Source organism: Actinotignum saccati (assembly GCF_051265055.1).
Taxonomy (GTDB): Bacteria; Actinomycetota; Actinomycetes; order Actinomycetales; family Actinomycetaceae; genus Actinotignum.
In genome coordinates, this window is sequence record NZ_JBOZCC010000006.1 from 48795 (window position 1) to 70882 (window position 22088).

Genomic DNA, 22088 nt, shown 5'->3' on the forward strand with positions numbered 1-22088 from the left:
AATCACCAGGTCAGGAGCTCTTGTCATACCCGCGCTCACGTTAGCAAGCTGCCTACTCTAACCGCGTCCACCCGTTATTGGGATGATCCGGCTGGAACCCGGCCCGCCCATCTAGCTCGCACCGATACCGCACGCCCTTGTAGATCACCTCGGCGCCGCGCAGGTAGATGCGGTGCCGGAACCACAAGTCCTGAATCGGCGCATCGGAAACCTTGACCCAGTATGGCTCGCCCACGCTCGGCGGACGCTCAGACACCGTATTCGGGTTATGCGCCACACCCCACGCGTACTGGTACGTTTTCCCTTCAAAAATCACGTAATCATGGTTGTGATAGTGGTGGAAGTGGCGGTATTCCGCGGTGTTTTCCGAGTACACCATGGGCCGCACCCACCGCTCGTTCGGGTCCAGCGGATTGAAATCCGGATTCGCGGGGTCAATCGTGTGCAGCGCCGTGAACACGCCCACCACCTCACCGTTCTTTTTTACGACGACGATGCTCCCTTTCGTGATGGGCGCGGTCGGCGGATTGTCAATATCGAAATCCACCACCTCCGGGGCAGCGGCATCATCGGGATCGGGCATGTACCACATGCCTATCACCACGTCGCCACCGCCCTCAAGCTGCACATTCGCAGCCTCGCCCCAGAACCCGTTGAGTGGCGCGAGCGCGATGGCCCAGGAGGAGACGACGCTCATCACAGATGTGCCCAGCGCGGTCATTCTCGCTCACCTTCCCCGCAATCAGCTGCCGCACACTCGGCTTCCATGCACTCAACTTCCACACGCTTGGCTTCCACGATCCCAGCTGCCGCTCTCCCGTCATCACTACCACGCCGCGGGCGCTGGATCGCGCTTATCGCCCAGATTCCAAGGGCGCAGCCCACCAGCGTGATCACGCCGGGCACCGAACGCGCGAAGAACACCGCGTGCCCGATCTTCGGTATCACGAACCCGACCTTCCCGATGACTTGCTCGCGGGTAATGCCCCAGTAATCCCAGTCTTTCGGTTCATCCACCCCATAGCGCTTGGTTTTCAGCAGCACACCACCGTCCGTATCGCGGCGCTTATCGGCAAGGTAATGGACAACGACGAAATTGGTCGCCGGGCTAACCGCGATAATATCCCCCACTTTCAGCTCCCCTATATCTGCCCGGACAACGCCAACGACGTCGCCGCGATTAAGGCGAGGCGACATGGAATCGCTCGACACGATAAGGGGACGGCAGCCCAGCGTGTTGATGAGAAGGTTGGGCTGCAGGGCCGCGACGGCGAAGAAAAAGGACAGCACGAAAACCGCGAGCAGCAGCGCGGTCCGCGCGATACGTTCGCGCACCGGGCCGCGCCTATGCTCACGGAGGTTCTTCGTTTCGAGGGCCGCGCTCACCTTAGGGCTGGGTGACGGCGAAGGTGAGGTTCACCTTGATGTTTTGCCCCACGATGGCATCGTAAGCGGCCTTGGTCGCGGGCTCCGCGAGGGTGACCTTCACGGTGACCGTAACCGATTCGCCGTCCGCCTTGATCTGGGTGCTTGTCGGGGTGACTTCTACGCCCACCAGACCGTTATGCTCGGCAGCTCCCTCAATCTCATGGGTTTCGGTCACAGCCAGCGTGCCAGTTACGTTATCGCTCGCATCGATCACATCAGCGCTATCCGGCTCCTGCCACTTCACGGTGTAGGTCACGTCAAACGACTCAACGTTCTCGCTCGTGCCACCAATGCTCACCCCGGTTTTCCCGGCGGGAACCAGCTTCTTCCCCTGGCTAGCAAGAGCCTTCGTGACATCCAGCTCGGTGGTCACGTTCTGCCCCTGGCCGATCACAACGGTTTCAGAATCGTTATGCGCCGCCGGGTTGGACACAGTGCCGGCCCAATAGGTGTAGGCACCGCCCGTGAGCAGCCCGAAGATGCAAGCCAAAAGAACCGGGATCAACCAACGCTTTTTGCGTGATTCCACAGCGTTTCTCCTTCACGAAGTCAGATGGTAGGTGAGGTAGTCATGCAGCCATGGAAGACGAGGGGGCGAGCCCTCGCCGCCGCGCTCTGCCCATTCCTTGTAACGGCAAAGCGCTGCGGAGCTGGTTGTGCGTCGTCGGCCTTCCCTCCACGGCGTTAACCTTTTACTTATTGTGCATGAATATGCGCGCGCATTCCACGTGAGATCCAACGCAGCCGCGCCACGTTAAAGCTCCGGAATCTTCCCAGTTCCCCTCGATGCGGAAGCCACCCGTGAAAAACACCGACACACGCTGATATCAGGTAAACCTGAATGAAAATGCCCCGATATCTGGTGAACGGAATTCCTGCCCGATGAGCTGACGCAATGGACCACGGTGAGCGCCTCACTCTTTACTTAAAGAACCCAAATCCGATCCAATCCAGACTTATTTTCCGTGATTTTATTCTTATACATATGCAATTGAATTCTCACTGACGCGTTCTTCATCCGTGTTGCCTCTTCACACGCGACGAGAAGTAGTTACGGACACCACACGCCGCGCCAGTCCCCCGCGCCCGGCGGCCATCACCCCCGCTACAGCACCAGCGAAGCAACCCAGCCCGCGATGAGCAGCGGAATATTGAAATGGATAAAGGTGGGGATGACCGAGTCGCGGATATGGTCATGTTGGCCGTCCGCGTTCAGCCCCGCCGTCGGCCCTAAAGTGGAATCCGAGGCGGGAGAACCGGCATCGCCCAGCGCGCCGGCCGTGCCGATAATCGAAACCGTGGCCAGCGGGGAGAATCCCAGTGTGGCGCACAGGGGCACGTAAATCGCCGCAATAATCGGCAGTGTGGAGAAGGACGAACCAATCCCCATCGTCACCAGCAGCCCCACCAGCAGCATCGCGAGCGAGGCCATCGCCTTATTGCTCCCGAACATTGCCGCCGTGGCGTGCACCAGCGGCTCAATCTGCCCGCTTTCGCTCATGACATTCGCGAAGCCCTGAGCGCTGATCATAATGAAGCCGATGAGGGCCATCATTTTCATGCCGTCGGTGAAAACGTCGTCGGCTTCGTGCAGCTTGACGGCGCGCGAGAAAATGAAGACGCACAGACCCACCAGCGCGCCCACCAGTAGCGCGTCGGCGTCCGAGTCCACCGCGTTGAGCGCCAGCTGGATCCCGAAGCACACCAGAATGGCCACGAGTGAGACCACGATGCGGTAGCGGGAAATCGCCGGGGCCGCGCCGGTCGCGCCAGAACCGTTCGCGCCAGCCGCGCCAGAGCCACCCGCACTGCCCGCGCCAGAGCCGCCCGCGCCGTTCGCGCCCGCTCCCCCATCCACCGCCACATCGCGATATTCCCGCGGCTTGCGGTACGTCACGAACACCGCGAGCAGCAGACCGACCACCATCCCCGCCGCCGGAATCGCCATCGCGCTCATGACGTTAATGCCGCTCACATCCATGCCGGCCTTCGCGATATTCCCCAGCAGAATATCGGTGAGGAAGATCTTGCCGAAGCCGATAGGCAGGAACATATACGTGGTCACCAGGCCAAAGGTGAGAACGCAGGCCACCGCGCGCCGATCCAGCCGCAGATTATTCATGACCACCAGCAGCGGCGGGATGAGCAGCGGGATAAAAGCGATATGCACCGGGATGAGATTCTGGCTCATGACCGCCATCGCGCAAATCCCGGCGAGCATCGCCCAGCGGGTGAAGGTGCGTTTGCGCGAGCCCGCGCCATCGGAACTGCGCAGATGGCCGAGCATCCAATCGGCAAGCAGACGCGGCAGCCCGGAATGGGCCACCGCCATCGCGAACGCACCGAGCAGCGCGTACGAGAGCGCGATTTTCGCCCCGGCACCCAGGCCTTCCTGGAAGGCCACCATGGTCCCTTCCAGACCCATGCCGCTGAGCACACCGCCCACCAGCGCGCCGATAAACAGAGCCAGTACCACGTGCACACGAAGTACCGCGAGGAGGAGCATCAAACAAACAGCCACCACAACAGCATTCATAAGGCTGAATATACCCAGTCCCGCCCGCGGCCTGGATAAGTATCCACAATTGTGCAGCTTTTCTATTATTTCTTGCACTACCGGCCGTTGTGCGTCGCTGTTCCGCCGTATTTTTATCGACGACGCCGCCACTTCCGCCCCCAGAGGCGCCAGTGGCGGCCACCCGATCTCGGGTGGCCGCCACGTGAGAGGAGCACTGCCAGGCCAGCCCTACCGGGCTGCCGAGCTGCGCCCTATGCGGGATTACTTAGCCCCTTCAAGCTCCTTCTGGGCTGCGATGGCCTGATCCAGCGCGGTCTGCAGGTTCTTCTGGGCCTGCCCGTAGGCTGCCCAATCCCCGCTCTTCATCGCGCTATCAGCCTGGCCCACCGCCTGCTTCATGCTTTGCAGCGCGGCGTCCAAACGCTCTTGCGGGGTGCCACCCGCGGCCGGAGCCGGAGCGGGCGCCGGCGCACCGGGCGCAGCGCTGGGCTGCTGGGGCGCGGGCTGGGTGGGCGTCGTCGTACCGGGAGCAGGCGTGGCACCCGGGGTAGCACCGGGCGTGCCCGCCGCGGGCGCCTTGCCCTCCCCGGCGGAAATATCTTCCTTGACGTTCTGCAATCCGGCGTCCCCGGCCTGGGCACCCGAATCACCGCCGAAGGTCTGGTTGAGGGCCTCCTCCAGGGTGGGCGCGAAGCCGATATTCCCATCACCGAAAGCCGTGAGCACGTACTGCATAAGCGGGTAGGTGGTGCCCTGCGAAGCCTGCACGTAGACCGGCTGCACGTAGAGCATGCCGCCACCCACCGGGAGGGTGAGCAGATTACCCATCCGCACCGTGGTACCACCCGAACGCAGCAGGTTGAGCGCGCGGGACACATTCTGGTCGGAGAGGAAATTATTCTGCGCCTGGCCCGGGCCGGGAACCGTGAGGTCGCGCGGCAGCTCGAGGAGCCGCAACTTGCCGTAGCCTTCGCGCTTCTCCCCCGGCGTGGATCCCGCATTGGAATCCACCGCGAAGAAGCCGGTCATAATATTGCGGTCCGTCTGACCACCCGGGATATAGCCCGTGGACAGGGAGAACTCCGCGGAATCCTGGCCCGGCATCTGCAGCGTCAGGTAGTAGGGCGGCTGCTTGCTATCGGTTTGCGCCGCGGCAATCCCGCTCGCCCCGGCCGTATCCACCGCCGGCTCGTTCGGAACATTCCAGAAGTCACCACCGGAGTAGAAGGAGGCCGGGTCCTTGACGTGGTAGCGGGTCAGCAGCGAGCGCTGGGTCTTGAACAGATCCTCCGGGTAGCGCACATGCGCCATAAGATCCCCGGACATCTTCTCCAGCGGCTGCACCATGCCCGGGAAGATCGATTCCCAGGCCCGCAGGATCGGGTCCTTCTCATCCCACTTGTAGAGGGACACCGAGCCGTCATAGGCATCCACAACCGTCTTGACGGAGTTACGAATGTAATTGACATCCTGACCCGAAGCCGCACCGTACATGCCGCGCGAATTGAGGGCGTCCGTGGTAGCCGCCGCCAGGGATTCCCGCGCCGAATACGGGTAGTTATTCGAGGTGGTGTAACCGTCGATAATCCACACCAGGCGCTTGGGGGTGGCCGGATCCCCGTCCATATCCACCACGGCCGGGTAGGCCTTGGAATCCAAGGTCAGGTAGGGGGCCACCTTGCGCACCCGCTCATGCGGGTCGCGGTTGAAGAGGATTTGCGATTCGGAGGTCACACGGTCGGAGAAGAAAATATCCGTGGAGCGGAACTTGATGGCAAACATGAGCTTGTCAAAGAAGTTGCCGACCGAGGGGCCGCCGTCGCCCGTATAGGTATTGAGAACCTGCGAGCCTTCCGCAGCGTCGGAAGGATAGTCAATCTCCCACGGCGCGGTTCCTTCCGGCGCGCCCACAATGGAGTATTCGGGGCTCTTCTGCCCGAAGTACACGCGCGGTTCGTATTCGCCCAGTTCACCCTGGGAAGGAATACCGTACTGGAGGAATTGCGGGGCGCCGGAAGCGGAGGTGGTATTGCCGTAGGCGGCCACCACTCCGTAGCCGTGGGTATAGACCGTGTGGTCATTGACCCAGTTGCGCTGATCCGGGCCCAGGCCGTCCAGGTTGAGTTCACGCACCGCGATCACGGTATCCCGGTCCGTCTTATTGAGGTTGTAGCGATCCACCGCCAGCTGGGAAGCAAAACCGTAGTACTGGCGGTTCTGCTGCATCTGGTTGAAGGTAGGCGAGACGATATTCGGGTCGAGGAGGCGGATTTGCGCGGTGGATTCCGCGTCATTACGCAGCTGCCCAGCTTCCGCATCCGTGCGGGCGTTATAGGGGATCGTTTCGATGTCGTTCAGGCCGTAGGCCTTGAGGGTGGCCGAGATATTGCGGTCAATATACGGCGTTTCCATCTCGATAGCGTTCGGGGTGACCCGGAAGCGTTCCACCAGCGCCGGCCAGGCCCAGCCCACCGTAGCGCCGGTTACCAGGGCCACTACCAGGCCCGCGGTGATAATCCGCCAGGAGCCGCGCAGCGCCGAAATCACGAAGAGCACCGCGATAGCCAGGAAGGTAATCGCGAGGATCGTGAGCCCGGGTAGCTTGGCGTTAATATCTGTATAGGACGCTCCGGAGAAACGATCATTATTGGAGAGCAGCAGGGTGTAGCGGCTCAGCCAGAAGTAGGCGGCCACCAGGATAAAGGCGAGCAGCCCCAGTACGGAGAAATGCACCCGGGCCCGGTTGCGCACCCGCACCTTGCCCGAATCCACCGTGACCCCGCCGTAGAGGTAATGGCCCAGCACCGCGCCAATCGCCCCGATCACCAGCAGGGTGATCGCGAAGCTCAGCGCCGATTGCAGCACCGGGAGTGTGAACACATAGAAAGCCACATCGCGCCCGAATTGCGGATCCGTATCCCCGAAGGGCGTGCGGAAAATCCACATGAGGTAGGTGCGCCATTCCCCGGAGAGCGGCGCGCCGAAAATCACGCCGGCGAGCAGCGGCAGGCCTAGGTTGGTGGCCCAGCGGTACTTTTCCGCCGCCTTCCGGTAGTTCGCGACGCTGGGGGCCATAATGCCCTCATCCTTGCTGCGCGCCAGGCGGAAATTCAGCCACAGCACGATGGCAACCAGGAGGGTGCCGATGGTGCCCAACGCGATGGTCCAGCCCCATTGGGTCCAGAACACGCGGGCCGCGCCGATTTGTTCATACCATTTAACGTCGGTGTAAACGCCCGATCCGACGACGAGCGCCACGAGCAGAATGGCTAGAACACCCAGTGTCCACCAAAAAGCTCCCGGCGTCTCCCGCCTCAAACGGGGATGTGCGGTTGTACTCAAACGAAATCCTCAACTTCTTCCGCGGCGCAGCGCAAGGCGCGCCCGGCCATCACTATTCCCTATCAAACATAGCGGAAAAAGCTGAGAATCGCGCGTGCGTCAACGGTTTTTTGGTACGACGACGCCGCCCGCGAACACGCCCCTACCGGCCCGCGGCCACATCCTGGCAGGTGGGAAGTTTCGGGGTCCGCCCCGCGCCAATATCCCGGACGGCTGCTGCGGCGTCGTCAAAATTCCGCACCGCCCAGATACGTAAGCCTTGCGGTTCGTACCCGATAGTTTCCCCGCAATTCGCGGCCGGGGCAAGGAAATCGGTGGCGCCGCGCTCACGCGCCCCCACGATCTTGTGCTGGATGCCGCCGATCGGGCCCACCTCCCCGTTGAAGGCGAGGGTGCCGGTGCCTGCGATGGCGGCGGCGCCGCCCAGGGAGCCGGGGGTGAGTTCGTCGTACATGCCCAGCGCGAACATGAGGCCGGCCGAGGGCCCGCCGATGCCTTCCACCGCGTAGGTGACGGTGGCCGGCAGTTGCACATCCTCCACCGCGAGGGAAACGCCCAGGAGGGAGCCGGGGTGGACCCAGCCGGTTTCGTCCGGCGGGAAAGGCGCGGTAATGATCGTGGTGGTGCCCGCTTCGCCGCCGCGCTGGTAGGAAACCGTCACGGTGCTGCCCGGTTCGGTGGCGTGCAGGACTGTGGAGAGGTTCCCGAAGGTGGAGACGGTGGTGGGGGCGGCACCCGGAGCGGTAATGCCGGTAATAATATCGTCTGGCTCAAGCTGGCCGGCGGCCGGGGATCCTTCCGGGATCTCCACCACCCGCAGCTTCATGGTGACGGGGTGGCCGGCCTTTTCCAGGGCCACGGCGGCCGCCACCGTTTGGGAATTATTCATGAGTTCGGCGTTGCGGGCATCGTCCTCCGCGCTGGAGAGCGTGGGCGGGTAGAGCAGGCGCACCGGCACCAGCTGGGATTCCTGATCCACCAGCGCCCACAGGGCGTGTGCGCCCAGGGTTCCCACCTCGGGATTGCCGGCCGCGGAGACGGTGGTCATATAGAGCTGGGTATCGGTGGGATAGGTGGGCACGCCCTCCACCTTCACCAGCCGGGTGCCGGCCACTTCCCCGGTTACGTCGAGGGCCGGGCCGGCCATTTCCACCGTGTAGGCACCCGGGATAAGGAGGGCGAGGGCCGCCAAGCTCGCAAAAGCAAAGCCGCTGCGGCGTGCTGAGCGGGAAGCACGTTTCTTCATCACCTATCCATCATGCCTGATCGCGCGGCACAGTCCTACCGCTGCTCACCCTTGCATACCGGCTGCTGCGCCAGGGGCTGAGGCGCCTACCCGCGCGGGCCGGCGGTGTTTTAGGCTTAGTGGTGGACCTCGAGGAGAAGAATGACTGAGAATTCACAGCCGCGTGACGAATGGGAAAAGATGCTGCGGGCGGTCCTCGGCGATGACGCTGCCGAGGAAATCCTGCGCTCCCTCGCCCCCGGAGGCAATGCACAGCCCGGTAGCGTTACGCAGCCCGACGGAGCTGCCGGCAGCGGCACGGGAAGCTCGAGCAGCATCCCAGGAATGGGCATGCCCGCCGATATCGGGCTGGTTATGAATCAGATCCGCGCCATGCTCGGTTCCTCGGGTGACGGGCCGGTCAATTGGAAAATCGGGGAGCAGGTGGCCCGGGATACCGTAAATAAGGCCGGCCCGGGGCTTCCCACCGCGGCCGCGGGCGATCAGGCTCGTTCGGCGATGGACGTGGCGAGTTTGTGGCTCGATCCGGTCACGGTTTTCGATCCGCCGCGCGGCCCCAATCAGGTGTGGTCGCGCCTGGATTGGATCGCTCATTCCCTCCCGACTTTCCGTAAACTCACCGCACCGGTAGGCGCGAATCTCGCGCGGGCTTTCGGCGAGGCTCTCAGTTCGCAGCTGGAACGTGCCCCGGAGGAGATGCGCCAGATGCTCTCGGGCGGGATGCTCGGCGGGCTCCCCGGAGGGCTCGAGGGGATGCTCGCCGGAATGACGGCGTCGTTATTAGGAATGCAATACGGCCAAGGGCTCGCGGAACTGGCCCAGATTTCCTTCGGGACCGCGGACGCCGGCTTCCCGCTGGTCGAGGGTGAAACGGCCGCGCTAGTACCGGCCAATGTGTCCGCTTTCGCCGAGGGCTTGGATGTGGACGCGCGCGAAGTGGAGCTGTACGTGGCGGTGCGCGAACAGGCCGCGGCCCGGCTCTTTTCCCAGGTCCCGTGGCTGCGCAGCACGATTCTGGACGCCGTGGCCGCCTACGCCGCGGATATCGCCATCGACACCGAGGCCATCGAGGAGAAGGTCCGCGAACTCCAGCTCGATCCCGAGCAGCTCATGTCCGGGCAGATGCCGCAGCTGGATATGAATGAAGTGTTCGCCTTTACCCGCACCCCCGCCCAGCAGGCCACGCTCGAACGCCTCGAACATATTGTTTCGCTGGTGGCCGGCTGGGTCAGCGCGGTCACGAGCACCGCGGTGGCGGCTCAGCTGCCCCACAGCATGAAACTTTCGGAGGCTCTCACGCGCCGCGAGGTCACCGAGGCGCCGTCGAATCGCGTTTTCGGCCCGCTTGTTGGTTTCGATATTGCGCCGCGGCGGTTGCGGGAGGCGGCGGCGTTCTGGGCGCGCGCCGCTCGCGAGCGCGGGATGGCGGGGCGCGACGCCCTCTGGAAGCATCCCGATTTGTTGCCGCTGCCCGAGCATCTGGATGATCCGGATCGTTTCTTCTCCCCGGAGGAGCAGCCTTCCGCGCTGGATGAGGAGCTGGACGCGTTCCTCGAGGAACTGTTGAGCAATAGTGACGGGGGCACGCCTTTCGGCGACGCGCCGCACGAACCGGGTTTCGGTACGACGACGCCGCCCTCGGGCAGTGGGGACTCTGGAGCGACTGATCCTTCTGCTGGCTGATTGATCCGCCGCTGGCTGACTGCGCGTACGGCTAGCTGACTGATCGCACGGCTAGCTAACCGATCCCCCGCTGGCTGACCGATCACACCGCTGGCGCTGGCGATAACAATTCGTCCGGGCCCGCAGGGCGGTCTGTGGATAACTAAGCTCCCTGAACAGTGCGGCGAGGGTGCACCTGGGGATAACGCCCGGGCCTGTGGATGGGCTGTCGCGCTGTGGCGATGTGCTTTTTATGCTGTGCCCATGGTGTTGTTCAAGGTGTTCTCATGATGATCCGCTCGCCGCTAGGGGTGTATTGGTCGGATACGCACGAAGTGCAGATCGGTTTGGATCCGCGCGTGGCGCTGCGGCTGCGCGGGCTTTCCACGGCGGAACAGCGGGCGGTTTCTTCTCTGACGTCTGCAAGTACGGAAAGTGAGTTTTTCGCTGCGTGTGAGCTGCACGGGGTGAGCGAGGTCCGGGCGCGTTCGCTGCTGGGCGCGCTTCGGGATGCGGGGCTGCTGGAGGTTTCTCCGCCTGCTTTCCCTGATCTGGCGTGGCGTGCGGTTTTCGTGGAGCGTTTGGATCCTCTGGCGGTGGAGATTTGTATGCATCTTGCCGTTAGTGGCTTGGGTTATATTCTCACTCCGGATACGAGTAGGCCGCACAGCGGTGACCACCCGATTTTCCGGCGGCCGACGTGGCGTACTTTTGCCCGGCAGCAGGTTCTCCAGAGTTATTTTCGCGAGCGCGGTTGGGGTACCACGGTTATCGAGGTTGATGCACAGGCCCAGCCAGTCACGCCGCTGGGAATGGGCCGGGCCACGAGGCGCGAAAGTCTCGCCACGGGTGCCGCAGAGCGTGGTGCTCGCGCGTCAGCGGGGACGGCCGGGGCTGCGGGGACTCCGGCGGCTGTGGAGTGCGGCCCACCGGCTCTGGCGTTGGTGACATCTGTGCACTTGCCTGATCCGCAGCGGTGTGCCTTGTGGGAGAGGCAGCGGATTCCTTATCTGCTGGCTTATGCGGAGGATATTGATATTCGGGTGGGGCCGGTGGTGGTTCCCGGGAGTGGGCCGTGTGCCAGGTGTTTGCTTTTTGCGGCGATGGATGTGGATCCGGCCTGGCGTTACTTAGCTCCGCAGGTATTTAGTTCCCGCGGTGATGCTCCGTTTAGCCCCGCGGTGTCCCTCGCGGCTGCGCTTGCGGTGCATAGCGCGCTCCTGGTTTTGAGTGGGCATGCCGAGCGGGCCCGAGGATCCCAGTGGGTGGTGCCCCCGCTTCCCGGTTTCCCCTACCGGATTGCGCTACCCCCGCATGAGAGTTGCGCTTGCGAATCAGAACCCGCAGCACCCTGAGCGCACACCGCCACGCCTGCGCATGGTTCGTGCCCGCCCGCGAGCAGTGGCTGGATCGCGTACCCATCGTGGCCACCGGCACCCGCCATACCCAACTGCGCTCATATCGCCAACCCCGGGCACATGCACCCGCGCTCAGTGCCCGGCCAGCAGGGCGAGGATTTCTTCCCCGTAGATAGCAAGTTTCGTGGCGCCCACCCCCTTGATCTGGGCGAGGGCGTGGATGCTGCGCGGCTTGGCTATGGCGAGGGCACGCAGCGTGGTGTCATGGAAAATTGTGTAGGCCGGTTTGCCGGTGACGTGGGCGCGCTCGGCACGCCAGGCCGCGAGTTCCTCGAAAAGCGCCACATCTTCGGGATAGGCGGCGACGAATTCTTCCGCGGCAGCGCGGGAGCGGCGCCGGTAGCGGGTGGCCCGCGAGGTTTCTTCATCTTCCGGTTGTGGCCACAAGCCGGTGAGGAAGCGGGAGACTTTCCGGCCCGAGCGATGCCCGGAGGAAGCGGCATAGGAGATCTGCAAAAATTCTTGGGCCCGCGTGATTCCCACGTAGAGGAGGCGGCGTTCTTCTTCAATGGCCGCGGGTTTCTTCGCCAGGGAAATAGGCATGAGACCTTCGCTCATCCCCACCAAAAAGACCGCTTCCCATTCCAGGCCTTTGGCGGCGTGCAGGGAGGAAAGGGTCACGCCTTCCAATTCCGGGACGTTCTGGGTGGCGGCGCGTTCTTCCAGTTCCACCACGAAATCCATCATGGAGGCATCCCGGCTATCCTCCATATCTTCCGCGAGGGTGATGAGAGCGTGGAGCGCTTCCCATTTTTCCCGGGCCGAGCCGGCGGTAGCCGGAGCTTCATCCCGCCAGCCCATCTGGCGCAGCACGGTACGCACATTATCCGCCAGCGACCCGCTCACCCCGGAGCGCGCCGCGGCACGCATGGCCACCATAGCTTCGCGTACATCGCGGCGCGAAAAGAATTTTTCCGCACCCCGCACCTGGTAGGACACCCCCGCTTTGGAGAGGGCCGCCTCAAATTCTGCCGATTGGGCATTGGTGCGGTAGAGGATGGCGATTTCTGAGAGCGCGGTACCTTCCGCCGCGAGCGCCTGGATAGCGCTGACCACGCCGGCGGCTTCCGCCCCATCCGATTCATATTCCTGGAAGGTAACCGGGCGCCCGGAGCGACGCTGGGAAACCAGCTGTACCGCGCCTTCCGAAACATCATCGGCAATCACAGTATTCGCGGCCGCCACGATTTGCGGGGTGGAGCGGTAGTCACGGGTGAGTTCAATAACGCGAGCGCGCGGGTATTCCTGCTGGAAGCGGGCGAGGTAAGTGGAGGATGCCCCGGCGAAGGAGTAAATGGTCTGGGAAACATCCCCGACGACGCACAGATCCTTGCGGTCCCCCAGCCACAGCTGGAGCAGGCGGTGCTGGAGGGGGGACACATCCTGGTATTCATCCACGACGAAGTGACGGTATTGCTCACGTATCTGGCGGGCGATATCCGCCCGGTCCAGCAGGATACCCACGAGGAGGAGGAGCACATCATCAAAATCGAGGACGCGGCGTTCGGTTTTCACTTCTTCATAGGCTTTCGCCAAGCGCGCAATATCGGTACTGAGCTGACCGGCGACTTCTCCGCGCCCGGCCGCCAGGGCGGCTTCCGGGTAGTTATCCGGGCTGATCATGGAAACTTTTGCCCATTCAATTTCCGCGGTGAGATCGCGGATACTCACTTTATCGGTGGGCAGGCCGATCTGGCCGGCTGCCTGGGAGACCAGCCCGAATTTCGATTCAGTAATCCGCGGGATGGTTCCCCCCACCGCGGTGCCCCAGAAGTAGGAGAGTTGGCGCAATGCCGCGGCGTGGAAAGTGAGGGCCGGCACCCCGCCTACCCCGAGGTCCCGTAAACGCGAGCGCAATTCCCCGGCCGCGCGGGAGGTGAAGGTAACCGCCAGCACGTTCTGCGGTACGTAGGCCCCGCTGCGCACCCCGTAGGCGATCCGGTAGGTAATAGCCCGGGTTTTCCCAGTGCCCGCCCCGGCGCGCACGCATACCGGCCCGCGCAACGCGGTGGCGACCGCGCGCTGATCCGGGTCCAGAAATTCCAGCAATTCCTCGGGTGAATCCATCGTGTTCCTCCTTGCCCTCTCAGGATGCCACACGCCTACGACAGAAATTTTCCCCTTATCGAAACCCGTGGCGAGCCACGCCGCCCAGCCCGTACGATCACCTCATGGCTGATCTCACAATGTATACAACGTCGTGGTGCGGCTACTGCCGTAACCTTTCCGCCCAGCTCAAGCGGGCTGGCATCACCTGGGATGAGGTGAATATTGAGGAGGATGAGGCCGCGGCCGTGAAAGTTGCGGCCCTCAACGGTGGCAATAAAGTGGTGCCCACTCTTGAGTTTGCCGACGGCGCAACCCTGACGAATCCGAGCCTGAAAGAGGTGCAGGCGAAACTCGCCGAACTCGCCTCCCCCGGGAGCTAAAACTCACACTCGGGCGGTTTCCTACCAGCCCAGATGGGGGCGAATCCCGGGGCCGTACCAGTCGGTGATGAGGGCCGCGGCCACTGAGGAGGGTCCGGGCAGGCTGAGGCTCCCCTCGCGCAGGGCCGCATCCAGCCCGGCCGGACTGTAGAAAGCCGCATGGTCGATTTCTTCCCCATCCGGGCGCACCAAACTATCCGCCCCGCCGGCCCGGGCTTCGGCCTGGCGATCCACCCGCGCCACGTAGGCGATCATGAGGGAGCGCGGGAAGGGCCAGGGCTGGCTGGCGAAATAGCTGATCTCACCCAGCGGCACCCCCACTTCTTCGCACACCTCGCGGCGCACCGCCGCTTCCAGGGACTCCCCCGCCTCGGCAAAACCTGCGAGCACCGAATGTCGCCCGGCCGGCCAACGCGCATTATGCGCCAGCAGAATACGGTCCTGCGAATCAAGCACCGCCATAATGACGGCCGGGTCGGTACGCGGGAACACCACGTGGCCTTCCGGGCAGTGCCCGCTCCACCCGCCGGTATCCACGGTGATGCGCTGGCCACATACCGCGCACCAGCGGGTAGCCCGCCAGGTATTGAGGATCGCCACCGCCGCGGTCACCAGCGCGCACATATCCGCGCTCCAGGACGGAGCGTAATTTTGCAGCGAGCCAATCCGGTACCCCGGCGCATCCACTTCCGGGTTATCACGGGTGGGCCCACCCCCGATCACGGTGGTGAGATCGCACGCAAAATAAGGGCGCCCGGCAACTTTCCCCAGGTAAACAGTGGGTGAATCCGCGGTGGTGCGCGGAAGTTCAGAGCGGTTCAACAGCAGGGGTGCATTATCGTTATCCAGCACGGCACCCCACCCGGAAATAAGCAGATACCCCGCATTTTCCGCCAATTCCGCCAGGCGCTGCGGTGAGTTGCGGGAGAGTTCATCCCGGTCCAGATTCCCGCGCGCCAGGATTAAATCGCCGTCGTACCTCACTATCGTGCCCCTTCCGGAACCGGACGCGTGCCGGTCGCCCTTCCACCAAAATTCTAATATCACTCTTCTGGATTCTTGCCGAACGCCGATATTTTGCGACAATACGAAGGTGACTTCATTACCGGCTACTTCCCCGACCGCATCTCGGTACGTGGCGCGCGCCTCCGAACGCGCCCTGCCCGTGCGCTTGCGGCCCGTGCGTCTGGGGGCGCACCTCACCGATACCGGGGCGGATTTCGCCGTCCTGGCTCCGCACGCGACCGCGGTTGATCTGTGCCTTATTGACCGCAGTGCCTCGGGTATCACCGAGCGTCGCTATTCCCTGCATCGGGACGCGAGTTTCACCACCTGGGTGGGGCATGTGTCCGGGGTGCGCGCCGGTCAAGAATACGGCTACCGGGTGCACGGCCCGTGGAATCCCGATACCGGGATGCGTTTCAACCCCGCCCAATTCCTCCTTGATCCCTACGCGCGGGCCATTACCGGCACCCCGCGCCTGGGCCCCGAACTCTACGGGCACAAAGTAAATGACGCCCTGGATCCCGTCCCGCTCCCACCTCAGCGTGACGATACTGATTCCCTGGAAGCCATGTGCCGCGGCGTCGTAACCGCACCCACGGAAACGCATATCCGCCACCCGTATACGCCCTGGTCCCACACCGTCATCTACGAAACGCATGTGCGCGGGCTCACCCAACAGTTGGCGGCGCTTCCCGAAGAATTGCGCGGCACCTACGCCGGTCTGGCGCACCCGATTGTCACGAATTACTTGCGTTCCCTGGGCGTGACGGCCGTTGAGCTGCTGCCCATCCACGCGAAAATGTCCGAACCGTTCCTCACCGAACGCGATCTCACCAATTATTGGGGGTACTCCACCCTCTCCTATTTCGCTCCCGAACCGAGCCTGGCCACCGCCACCGCGCGGGCCGCGGGCCCCCTGGCCGTGCTCCAGGAAGTGCGCGATATGGTGGCCCGCCTCCACGATGCCGGCCTGGAAGTCATCCTCGACGTTGTGTATAACCACACCTGCGAAGGCGGGGTGAACGGGCCGACCGTCTCGCTGCGCGGCTTCGGGCAAACTACCTACTACATGCAGGTCCCCAACCAGCCCGGCCAGTTTTATGACACCACCGGCACCGGGAATTCCCTGGATTTCCGGCGCACTCCGGTGCTCCAGCTCACCCTGGATTCGCTACGCTACTGGGTCAGTGAGATCGGCGTGGACGGTTTCCGTTTCGACCTGGCCGCCACCCTGGCGCGCCGCGGCGATCATTTCGATACCAACCATCCCCTCTACCTGGCCATGGCCACCGATCCCATTCTTTCCAACGTCAAGCTCATTAACGAGCCCTGGGATCTGGGGCCCAACGGCTGGCAAACCGGTAATTTCCTGCCGCCCACCGCGGATTGGAATGACAGCTACCGCGATTCCATCCGGCAATTCTGGGTGGCCGACCAGCGTGCCGTGGCCGGCGGCGGGCTAGGCGGAGACCTGCGCGATGTGGCCACCCGGCTAGCCGGCAGCGCCGACCTGTTCGGGCACGGGCGCTCCCCCTCCGGGCGCGGGCCCCTCGCCTCCGTCAATTTCATTACCGCCCACGACGGCTTCAGTCTCTACGACCTGGTCTCCTACGATTCCAAACACAACGAAGCCAACGGGGAAAACGGGCGCGACGGCACCGATAACAACCGCTCGTGGAATCACGGGGTGGAAGGGGAAGGCAGCGATACCGCCCCGCTTCCCGAGCACGTGCTGCGCGCGCGCACCCGCACCATGCGCAACCTCATCGGCACCCTGGTGTTCAGCGCCGGAGTCCCCATGCTCTACGGCGGCGACGAATTTGCCGATACCAAATTCGGGAATAACAATGCCTACTGCCAGGATAATCACGTGTCCTGGCTGGATTGGGACCACGAGGAATGGCAGCGCGAACTCCAGGCCACCGTGGCCTACCTTTTCCGCTTGCGTTCCGAACACCGGGTGCTGCGCCCGAGCATGTTCTACACCGAATCACCCTCCGGGCGCGATCACATCCCCGATTTGCAGTGGTTCGCGGATACCGGCGAGCCGATGCCCGAACACCGGTGGTTCGATCCCTCGAATCGGTTACTGCAAATGCTGCGTTCCGGTTCTGAGCGCGACGCCGATGCGCTCGTGGTCATTAACGGCTCGAATCACCATGTTCCTATCCGATTCCCGCAGGGGCGCGGCAATCCCTTCGCGCTGGCCTGGGATTCCTCCTGGCCCACCCCGCGCTCCTCGGAGCGCATCTACCAGCCCGGGGCCTCCACCCGGGTGGAGCCGCTGACGATGCAGCTCTACTTCGCCAACCCGGAGCGGTAGCGGGGCGCTGCGTCGTCGTGCTATACGCGGCCGGGCGGCACGCGACCCCGCGCGAACGCGGCGGCACACGGCCGGGGCGGTACGCGGCCGCGAAACGGAAACCGCAAGAAAAGCTGTCGCGGCGGCGCCTACAATAGACAAGCAGAGCACGCTCCCGGGGAACTCGGGGCGGCCTGGGTATGACTGAAGGAGCAAGGTATGAGTGTCGAGGAATCCCTCGAACGGTCCACGTCCGCCGCATCCCTGGCGCATGCGCAGCGCCTGAGTGAGAAAATCAAGGAGAAGATTAATACTTCTCCGGAGGAATTCCGGGTTCTCACCGGGGATCGCCCCACCGGCAATCTCCACCTCGGGCACTACTTCGGTTCGCTGCGCAACCGGGTGGAATTGCAGCGCAAGGGCGTGGAAACCTGGCTGGTCATCGCCGATTTCCAGGTCATTACGGATCGCGACGGCACCGGGCCTATCCGGGAGCGGGTGCGTTCGCTGGCCACCGATTACCTCGCGGTGGGAATTGACCCGGATGCCGCGGTGATTTTCCCGCATTCGGCCATTCCCGGCCTCAACGAACTCATGCTGCCCTTCCTCTCTTTGGTGACCGACGCCGAACTGCGCCGCAATCCCACCGTCAAGGCGGAACACGAGGCAACCGGCGGGCGGCCCCTGTCCGGGCTGCTGCTCACCTACCCGGTGCACCAGGCCGCCGATATTCTTTTCTGCAAGGCCAATCTGGTGCCGGTGGGCAAAGACCAGCTCCCCCACCTCGAGCAAGCCCGCGTGATCGCCGACCGTTTCGAGGCGCGGTACGGGCGCCCGGCCGGGCGGGAAACCCCGGTCTTTCCGCGCCCGCAGGCCCTGCTTTCCGAGGGCACCTCGATTCTGGGGCTGGACGGCGCCAAGATGAGCAAATCGCGCGGAAACACTATTGAAATCGGCATGAGCGCGGATGAAACCGCCAAGCGCATTAAGAAGGCGGTCACGGATTCGGATCGGCATATTACCTACGATCCGGAGGGTCGCCCGGAAGTGTCGAATCTGCTGCTGCTGGCTTCGCTGGCGCAGGGGCGGCCCGCGCTGGAGATCGCGGAGGAAATTGGCGACGGCGGGGCCGGGACTCTCAAGAAGATCGTCACCGAATCGATCAATGAGATGTTTGCCCCCATCCGGGCCAAGCGCGCCGAGCTCGCCAAAGACCCGGGCTACGTGGACGGAATCGTGCGTCGCGGTATCGAAATCGCTAACGAGCGCGCCAATAAGACCCTTGCGGAGGTGCGCGAGGCGCTTCAGATGGTGTATTAGCCGCTCCTGGGAACATAGTGTGCGTGAGAGCACCGTTTCGGGTCGATTTCGTGTCTCTTACGCACACTACGCGGGATGCGCGGGTGCGGCGGGCCGGTCGCTGGCCGGCTGCACCGCTCAGAAAGCTGAGCTCATCAGGAAGGTAGTCCCATGGTTATGGATGAAAGGCAATGCGACCAGATCATAGCGAGAACCCGTAGTGAACTGGAAGCTCAGCTGCCCACCGATCCCGAGGAATTGCGGGCGCTAACGGTCGAACTGCTGGAGCGCAGGCAGGTTTTAGAGGCACAGCTTGAGCTCGAGCGGAAGAAAGCGGCAGAGCGCGCGGAGAAAGCTGAGAAATTGCGGGCTTTCAGGAAGTACTAAGCGCCCCGGCAGCCACCTCCCGGCCGGGGCCCGCCCGCAAAATGTACGCCAGTGACATATTTAGCCCGGATTTATGTCAGGGACGTACATTTCACGAGGTTCACGGTCCACAACGCACGTTTTGACATGTGCTTGACACCCGCTTCGCCTACGCAATCGCCCGCAGAGCAGAGTGCAAATCTACGCACCATTTTGGCTCGATTTCTGTCCTGGGCTTGCACTACGCGACCCCAACGGTCCCCAATTTGCACTTTGGTCGATCCGCTGGCGGGGCAGGGGTGTGTTTTCCGAGATGTACTTCGCATGTACAACAAGTGCAGTACAGCTCGGAAAACACATAGTCCCTCCCGCGCGCCGTGCCTAAGCTTGTATACGTGCGCCGTGCCTAAGCTTGTATATACGACGACGCAGCCAGCCTGCCGCGCGTCCACCCCCCGCGGGCCGGTGTGCCAGAAGCACGGAAACCTAATAGGATTGAGCTTGTGAGCATCCTTACACAGACGCATCATCGGCTCGTGCGCCGCCGCGCGAGCCGTGGGATCGCTGCCGCTTGCGCGCACGCCCGCCATATGTCGCCCGAGGATACGAGGAGATAAGCCATGTCCATTGAACCGACGACGCCCGCGAAGAATTCGGCACCCACGCCCGAAAAGAAGCCGGCCGCCACGCCCGCGACTACGCCCGCGGCCGCGAAGTCAGCCGCCGCGAAGGCAACAGCGTCGAAGAAACCCGCGACCACTCAGCGCTCAACGAAGAGCACCAGTTCAACAAAGAGCACCAGTTCAGCGAAGAGCACCGGCGCGGCAAAGGGCACCACAACGGCAAAAGCACCCGCCAAGGCCAGTGCCGCGAAGTCCACGCGAAGCACCGGCACCGCGAAAACCACAAAAACCGCCGCAAAACCCGCGAAGTCCGCGAGCGCCGCAAAACCCGCGAAAACAACCGCGAAAACCGCACCCTCCCCCACCACCCACGGCCGCCCGAACCCGGAAGGCTACCCTCCGGCGTTCCCGCAGGCTCCGATGGCCCCGGCTCCCGCGCCGCGCGCGAATATCGCTCGCATCCCGATTATGGATGTAACCCCGTGCGTGCAAAACGGCTCGCTGGCAGCCAAGGGCACCGTCAATGAAGCTTTCCCCGTGCAGGCCACCGTGTGGCGTGAAGGCCACGATCTGTTCGGTTGCGAAGCCGTCCTGGTGGATCCGCAGGGTCGCGAAGTCCAGAGCGCCCCCATGGTGTTGGTGCGCCCGGGCCTGGGCCGTTACGAAGGCTGGCTCACCCCCACCGAGCCCGGCGATTGGGCATTCTTCGTGCGTTCGTGGTCGGATCCGCTGGCCACCTGGCGCCATACCGCCGAGGCGAAGCTCCCGGTCGGCCAGGATATTGACCTTGTGTTCCTCGAGGCCGAGCAGCTGCTCAAGAGGGTGGCGAAATTGCTGCCGCGCGGTTCACAAGACCGGCCGGCGATTAATGACGCTATCGACGTCGTACGAAAAAAGTCCATCCCGGCTTCGGTACGTTTCGCGGCCGTGACCTCCAGCGTCGTCGAAGATATTATTCAACGCTATCCGGTGCGCGATTTCGTGAGCGAATCGGCGCGTTTCCCCCTGGCGGTGGACCGCGAGCTGGCCCTGCACGGCGCGTGGTACGAAATGTTCCCGCGTTCGGTCGGCGCGTGGCGCGACGATGAAGGTACCTGGCATTCCGGGACCCTGCGCACCGCGGCGGAAGATCTGCCCCGCATCGCCTCTATGGGCTTTGATGTGGTGTACCTGACCCCGATTAGCCCGATTGGCCTGACCGACCGCAAGGGCAAGAATAATTCGCTGATCGCCCAGCCCGGCGAACCCGGCTCGCCCTACGCCATCGGCAGCGAGGCCGGCGGGCATGATGCCATCCACCCGGACCTGGGCACCTTCGAAGATTTCGATGCTTTTGTGGCTACCGCGCGAGATTTGGGCATGGAGGTCGCCCTCGATATTGCGCTGCAGTGCTCCCCGGATCACCCGTGGCTGCGCGAGCATCCCGAATGGTTCTTGCACCGCCCGGACGGCACCATCGCTTTCGCGGAGAATCCCCCGAAGAAATACCAGGATATTTACCCGCTCAATTTCGACGACGATCCGGAAGGTATCTACCAGGCTGTCAAGGGCGTGCTGGAAACGTGGGTTTCGCACGGGGTCACGCTGTTCCGGGTGGATAATCCGCATACCAAGCCGGTGAGTTTCTGGCAGCGGCTGCTGGCCGAATTCCGCCAGACCCACCCGGAGGTGGTTTTCCTAGCTGAAGCGTTCACTGCCCCGCCGATGATGCGCGGTCTGGGTGCGGTGGGCTTCCACCAGTCGTACTGCTATTTCGCGTGGCGTAACGAAAAGAAGGAGATTGAGGACTACCTGTGGGAGGTGGGCCGGGAATCGGATGCGATGTTGCGCCCCACTTTTTGGCCGACGACGCACGATATCCTCACCCCCTACCTGCAGCATTCGGGCCCGAACGGATGGAAGATCCGCGCGATTTTGGCGGCGATGGGCTCGCCCTCCTACGGGATTTACTCCGGCTATGAATTCGTGGAATCGGAGCCGCGCGGCAGCTTCGAGGAAATGAACAATAATGAGAAGTACGAATACCGCCCGCGGGATTACAGCCGTGATCCGTACGGTATCCAGGGGCTTCTCACCCGGCTCAATGAGATCCGCAAGGAGCACGTGGCCCTGCAGCGCCTGCGCGGGATCACCATTAATCCCACGTCGAACCCGAATATTGTGTGCTTCACGAAGGTGGCGCGCCCGGAGGAAACTCCGTCGGGAACCGCGGACCGGGTGATCGTGGTGATCAACCTCGACCCGCACACCACCCAGGAAGCGGAGATCTCCCTGGATATGTCCGCTTTCGGTGCTTTCGATGCCAGCGGGCTGCCGCTGGGCGGAGCACCCGAGCAGATCGAGGTGGTGGACGAGCTGGGCGGCGGGCACTTCCAGTGGAATAACCGGCCCTTCGTGCGCCTCAATCCTTTCACCAGCCCGGCACATATTCTCTCGGTAAAGGCCTGATT

15 protein-coding genes are annotated in these 22088 nt (G+C 63.3%); 7 read left to right on the top strand and 8 right to left on the bottom strand.

Annotation, left to right across the window (positions count from 1 at the left end):
• Positions 1-52 precede the first annotated feature (52 nt).
• From ACRQEC_RS06260 to ACRQEC_RS06285, 6 genes are all read right to left on the bottom strand, one after another.
• Positions 53-721, bottom strand: a complete 669-nt coding sequence (locus ACRQEC_RS06260; RefSeq protein WP_284890244.1) for a hypothetical protein — start codon at positions 719-721, stop codon at positions 53-55.
• The gene (locus ACRQEC_RS06265) at positions 718-1335 is read right to left on the bottom strand and encodes a S24/S26 family peptidase (protein ID WP_284890245.1); all 618 of its coding nucleotides are present in this window, start codon (positions 1333-1335) and stop codon (positions 718-720) included. Before ACRQEC_RS06265 ends, ACRQEC_RS06260 begins: the two co-directional genes overlap by 4 nt.
• A 52-nt stretch (positions 1336-1387) precedes the next feature.
• On the bottom strand, positions 1388-1957 hold the full coding sequence (locus ACRQEC_RS06270; RefSeq protein WP_284890246.1) for a hypothetical protein: 570 nt from the start codon (positions 1955-1957) through the stop codon (positions 1388-1390).
• Positions 1958-2533: 576 nt separating this feature from the next.
• Positions 2534-3964, bottom strand: a complete 1431-nt coding sequence (locus tag ACRQEC_RS06275) for a Na+/H+ antiporter family protein (RefSeq protein WP_284890247.1) — start codon at positions 3962-3964, stop codon at positions 2534-2536.
• 243 nt (positions 3965-4207) lie between these two features.
• Positions 4208-7288 (bottom strand): UPF0182 family membrane protein, encoded by a 3081-nt coding sequence (locus ACRQEC_RS06280; protein ID WP_284890248.1) that lies wholly within the window; start codon positions 7286-7288, stop codon positions 4208-4210.
• Between the two features lie 142 nt (positions 7289-7430).
• Positions 7431-8534, bottom strand: coding sequence for a YlbL family protein (locus tag ACRQEC_RS06285; protein ID WP_284890249.1), 1104 nt, complete (start codon positions 8532-8534; stop codon positions 7431-7433).
• A gap of 141 nt (positions 8535-8675) precedes the next feature.
• On the opposite strand from ACRQEC_RS06285, the gene ACRQEC_RS06290 reads away from it, so the two are divergent.
• Complete coding sequence (locus tag ACRQEC_RS06290) at positions 8676-10217, top strand: zinc-dependent metalloprotease (RefSeq protein ID WP_284890250.1); 1542 nt, start codon at positions 8676-8678, stop codon at positions 10215-10217.
• Positions 10218-10483: 266 nt separating this feature from the next.
• Positions 10484-11551, top strand: a complete 1068-nt coding sequence (locus ACRQEC_RS06295) for a hypothetical protein (protein WP_284890251.1) — start codon at positions 10484-10486, stop codon at positions 11549-11551.
• A gap of 135 nt (positions 11552-11686) precedes the next feature.
• Here ACRQEC_RS06295 and ACRQEC_RS06300 read toward each other — a convergent pair whose 3' ends face one another.
• The gene (locus tag ACRQEC_RS06300; RefSeq protein WP_284890252.1) at positions 11687-13681 is read right to left on the bottom strand and encodes an ATP-dependent helicase; all 1995 of its coding nucleotides are present in this window, start codon (positions 13679-13681) and stop codon (positions 11687-11689) included.
• Positions 13682-13785: 104 nt separating this feature from the next.
• Here ACRQEC_RS06300 and ACRQEC_RS06305 point away from each other — a divergent pair, with 104 nt between their 5' ends.
• Positions 13786-14043 (top strand): mycoredoxin, encoded by a 258-nt coding sequence (locus ACRQEC_RS06305; RefSeq protein ID WP_284890253.1) that lies wholly within the window; start codon positions 13786-13788, stop codon positions 14041-14043.
• Between the two features lie 21 nt (positions 14044-14064).
• On the opposite strand, the gene nudC is transcribed toward ACRQEC_RS06305, so the two are convergent.
• Positions 14065-15027: an NAD(+) diphosphatase gene (nudC, locus tag ACRQEC_RS06310; protein ID WP_284890254.1), complete on the bottom strand. Its 963-nt coding sequence runs from the start codon at positions 15025-15027 to the stop codon at positions 14065-14067.
• 109 nt (positions 15028-15136) lie between these two features.
• Between nudC and glgX the strand changes: the two genes are divergently transcribed.
• From glgX to ACRQEC_RS06330, 4 genes are all read left to right on the top strand, one after another.
• On the top strand, positions 15137-17371 hold the full coding sequence (gene glgX / locus ACRQEC_RS06315) for a glycogen debranching protein GlgX (RefSeq protein WP_284890255.1): 2235 nt from the start codon (positions 15137-15139) through the stop codon (positions 17369-17371).
• 198 nt (positions 17372-17569) lie between these two features.
• On the top strand, positions 17570-18670 hold the full coding sequence (gene trpS, locus ACRQEC_RS06320) for a tryptophan--tRNA ligase (RefSeq protein ID WP_284890256.1): 1101 nt from the start codon (positions 17570-17572) through the stop codon (positions 18668-18670).
• Between the two features lie 150 nt (positions 18671-18820).
• Entirely contained in the window at positions 18821-19036 is a 216-nt protein-coding gene (locus tag ACRQEC_RS06325; protein WP_284890257.1) for a hypothetical protein, read from the top strand.
• A gap of 599 nt (positions 19037-19635) precedes the next feature.
• The gene (locus tag ACRQEC_RS06330; protein ID WP_284890258.1) at positions 19636-22086 is read left to right on the top strand and encodes an alpha-1,4-glucan--maltose-1-phosphate maltosyltransferase; all 2451 of its coding nucleotides are present in this window, start codon (positions 19636-19638) and stop codon (positions 22084-22086) included.
• Positions 22087-22088: the final 2 nt, after the last annotated feature.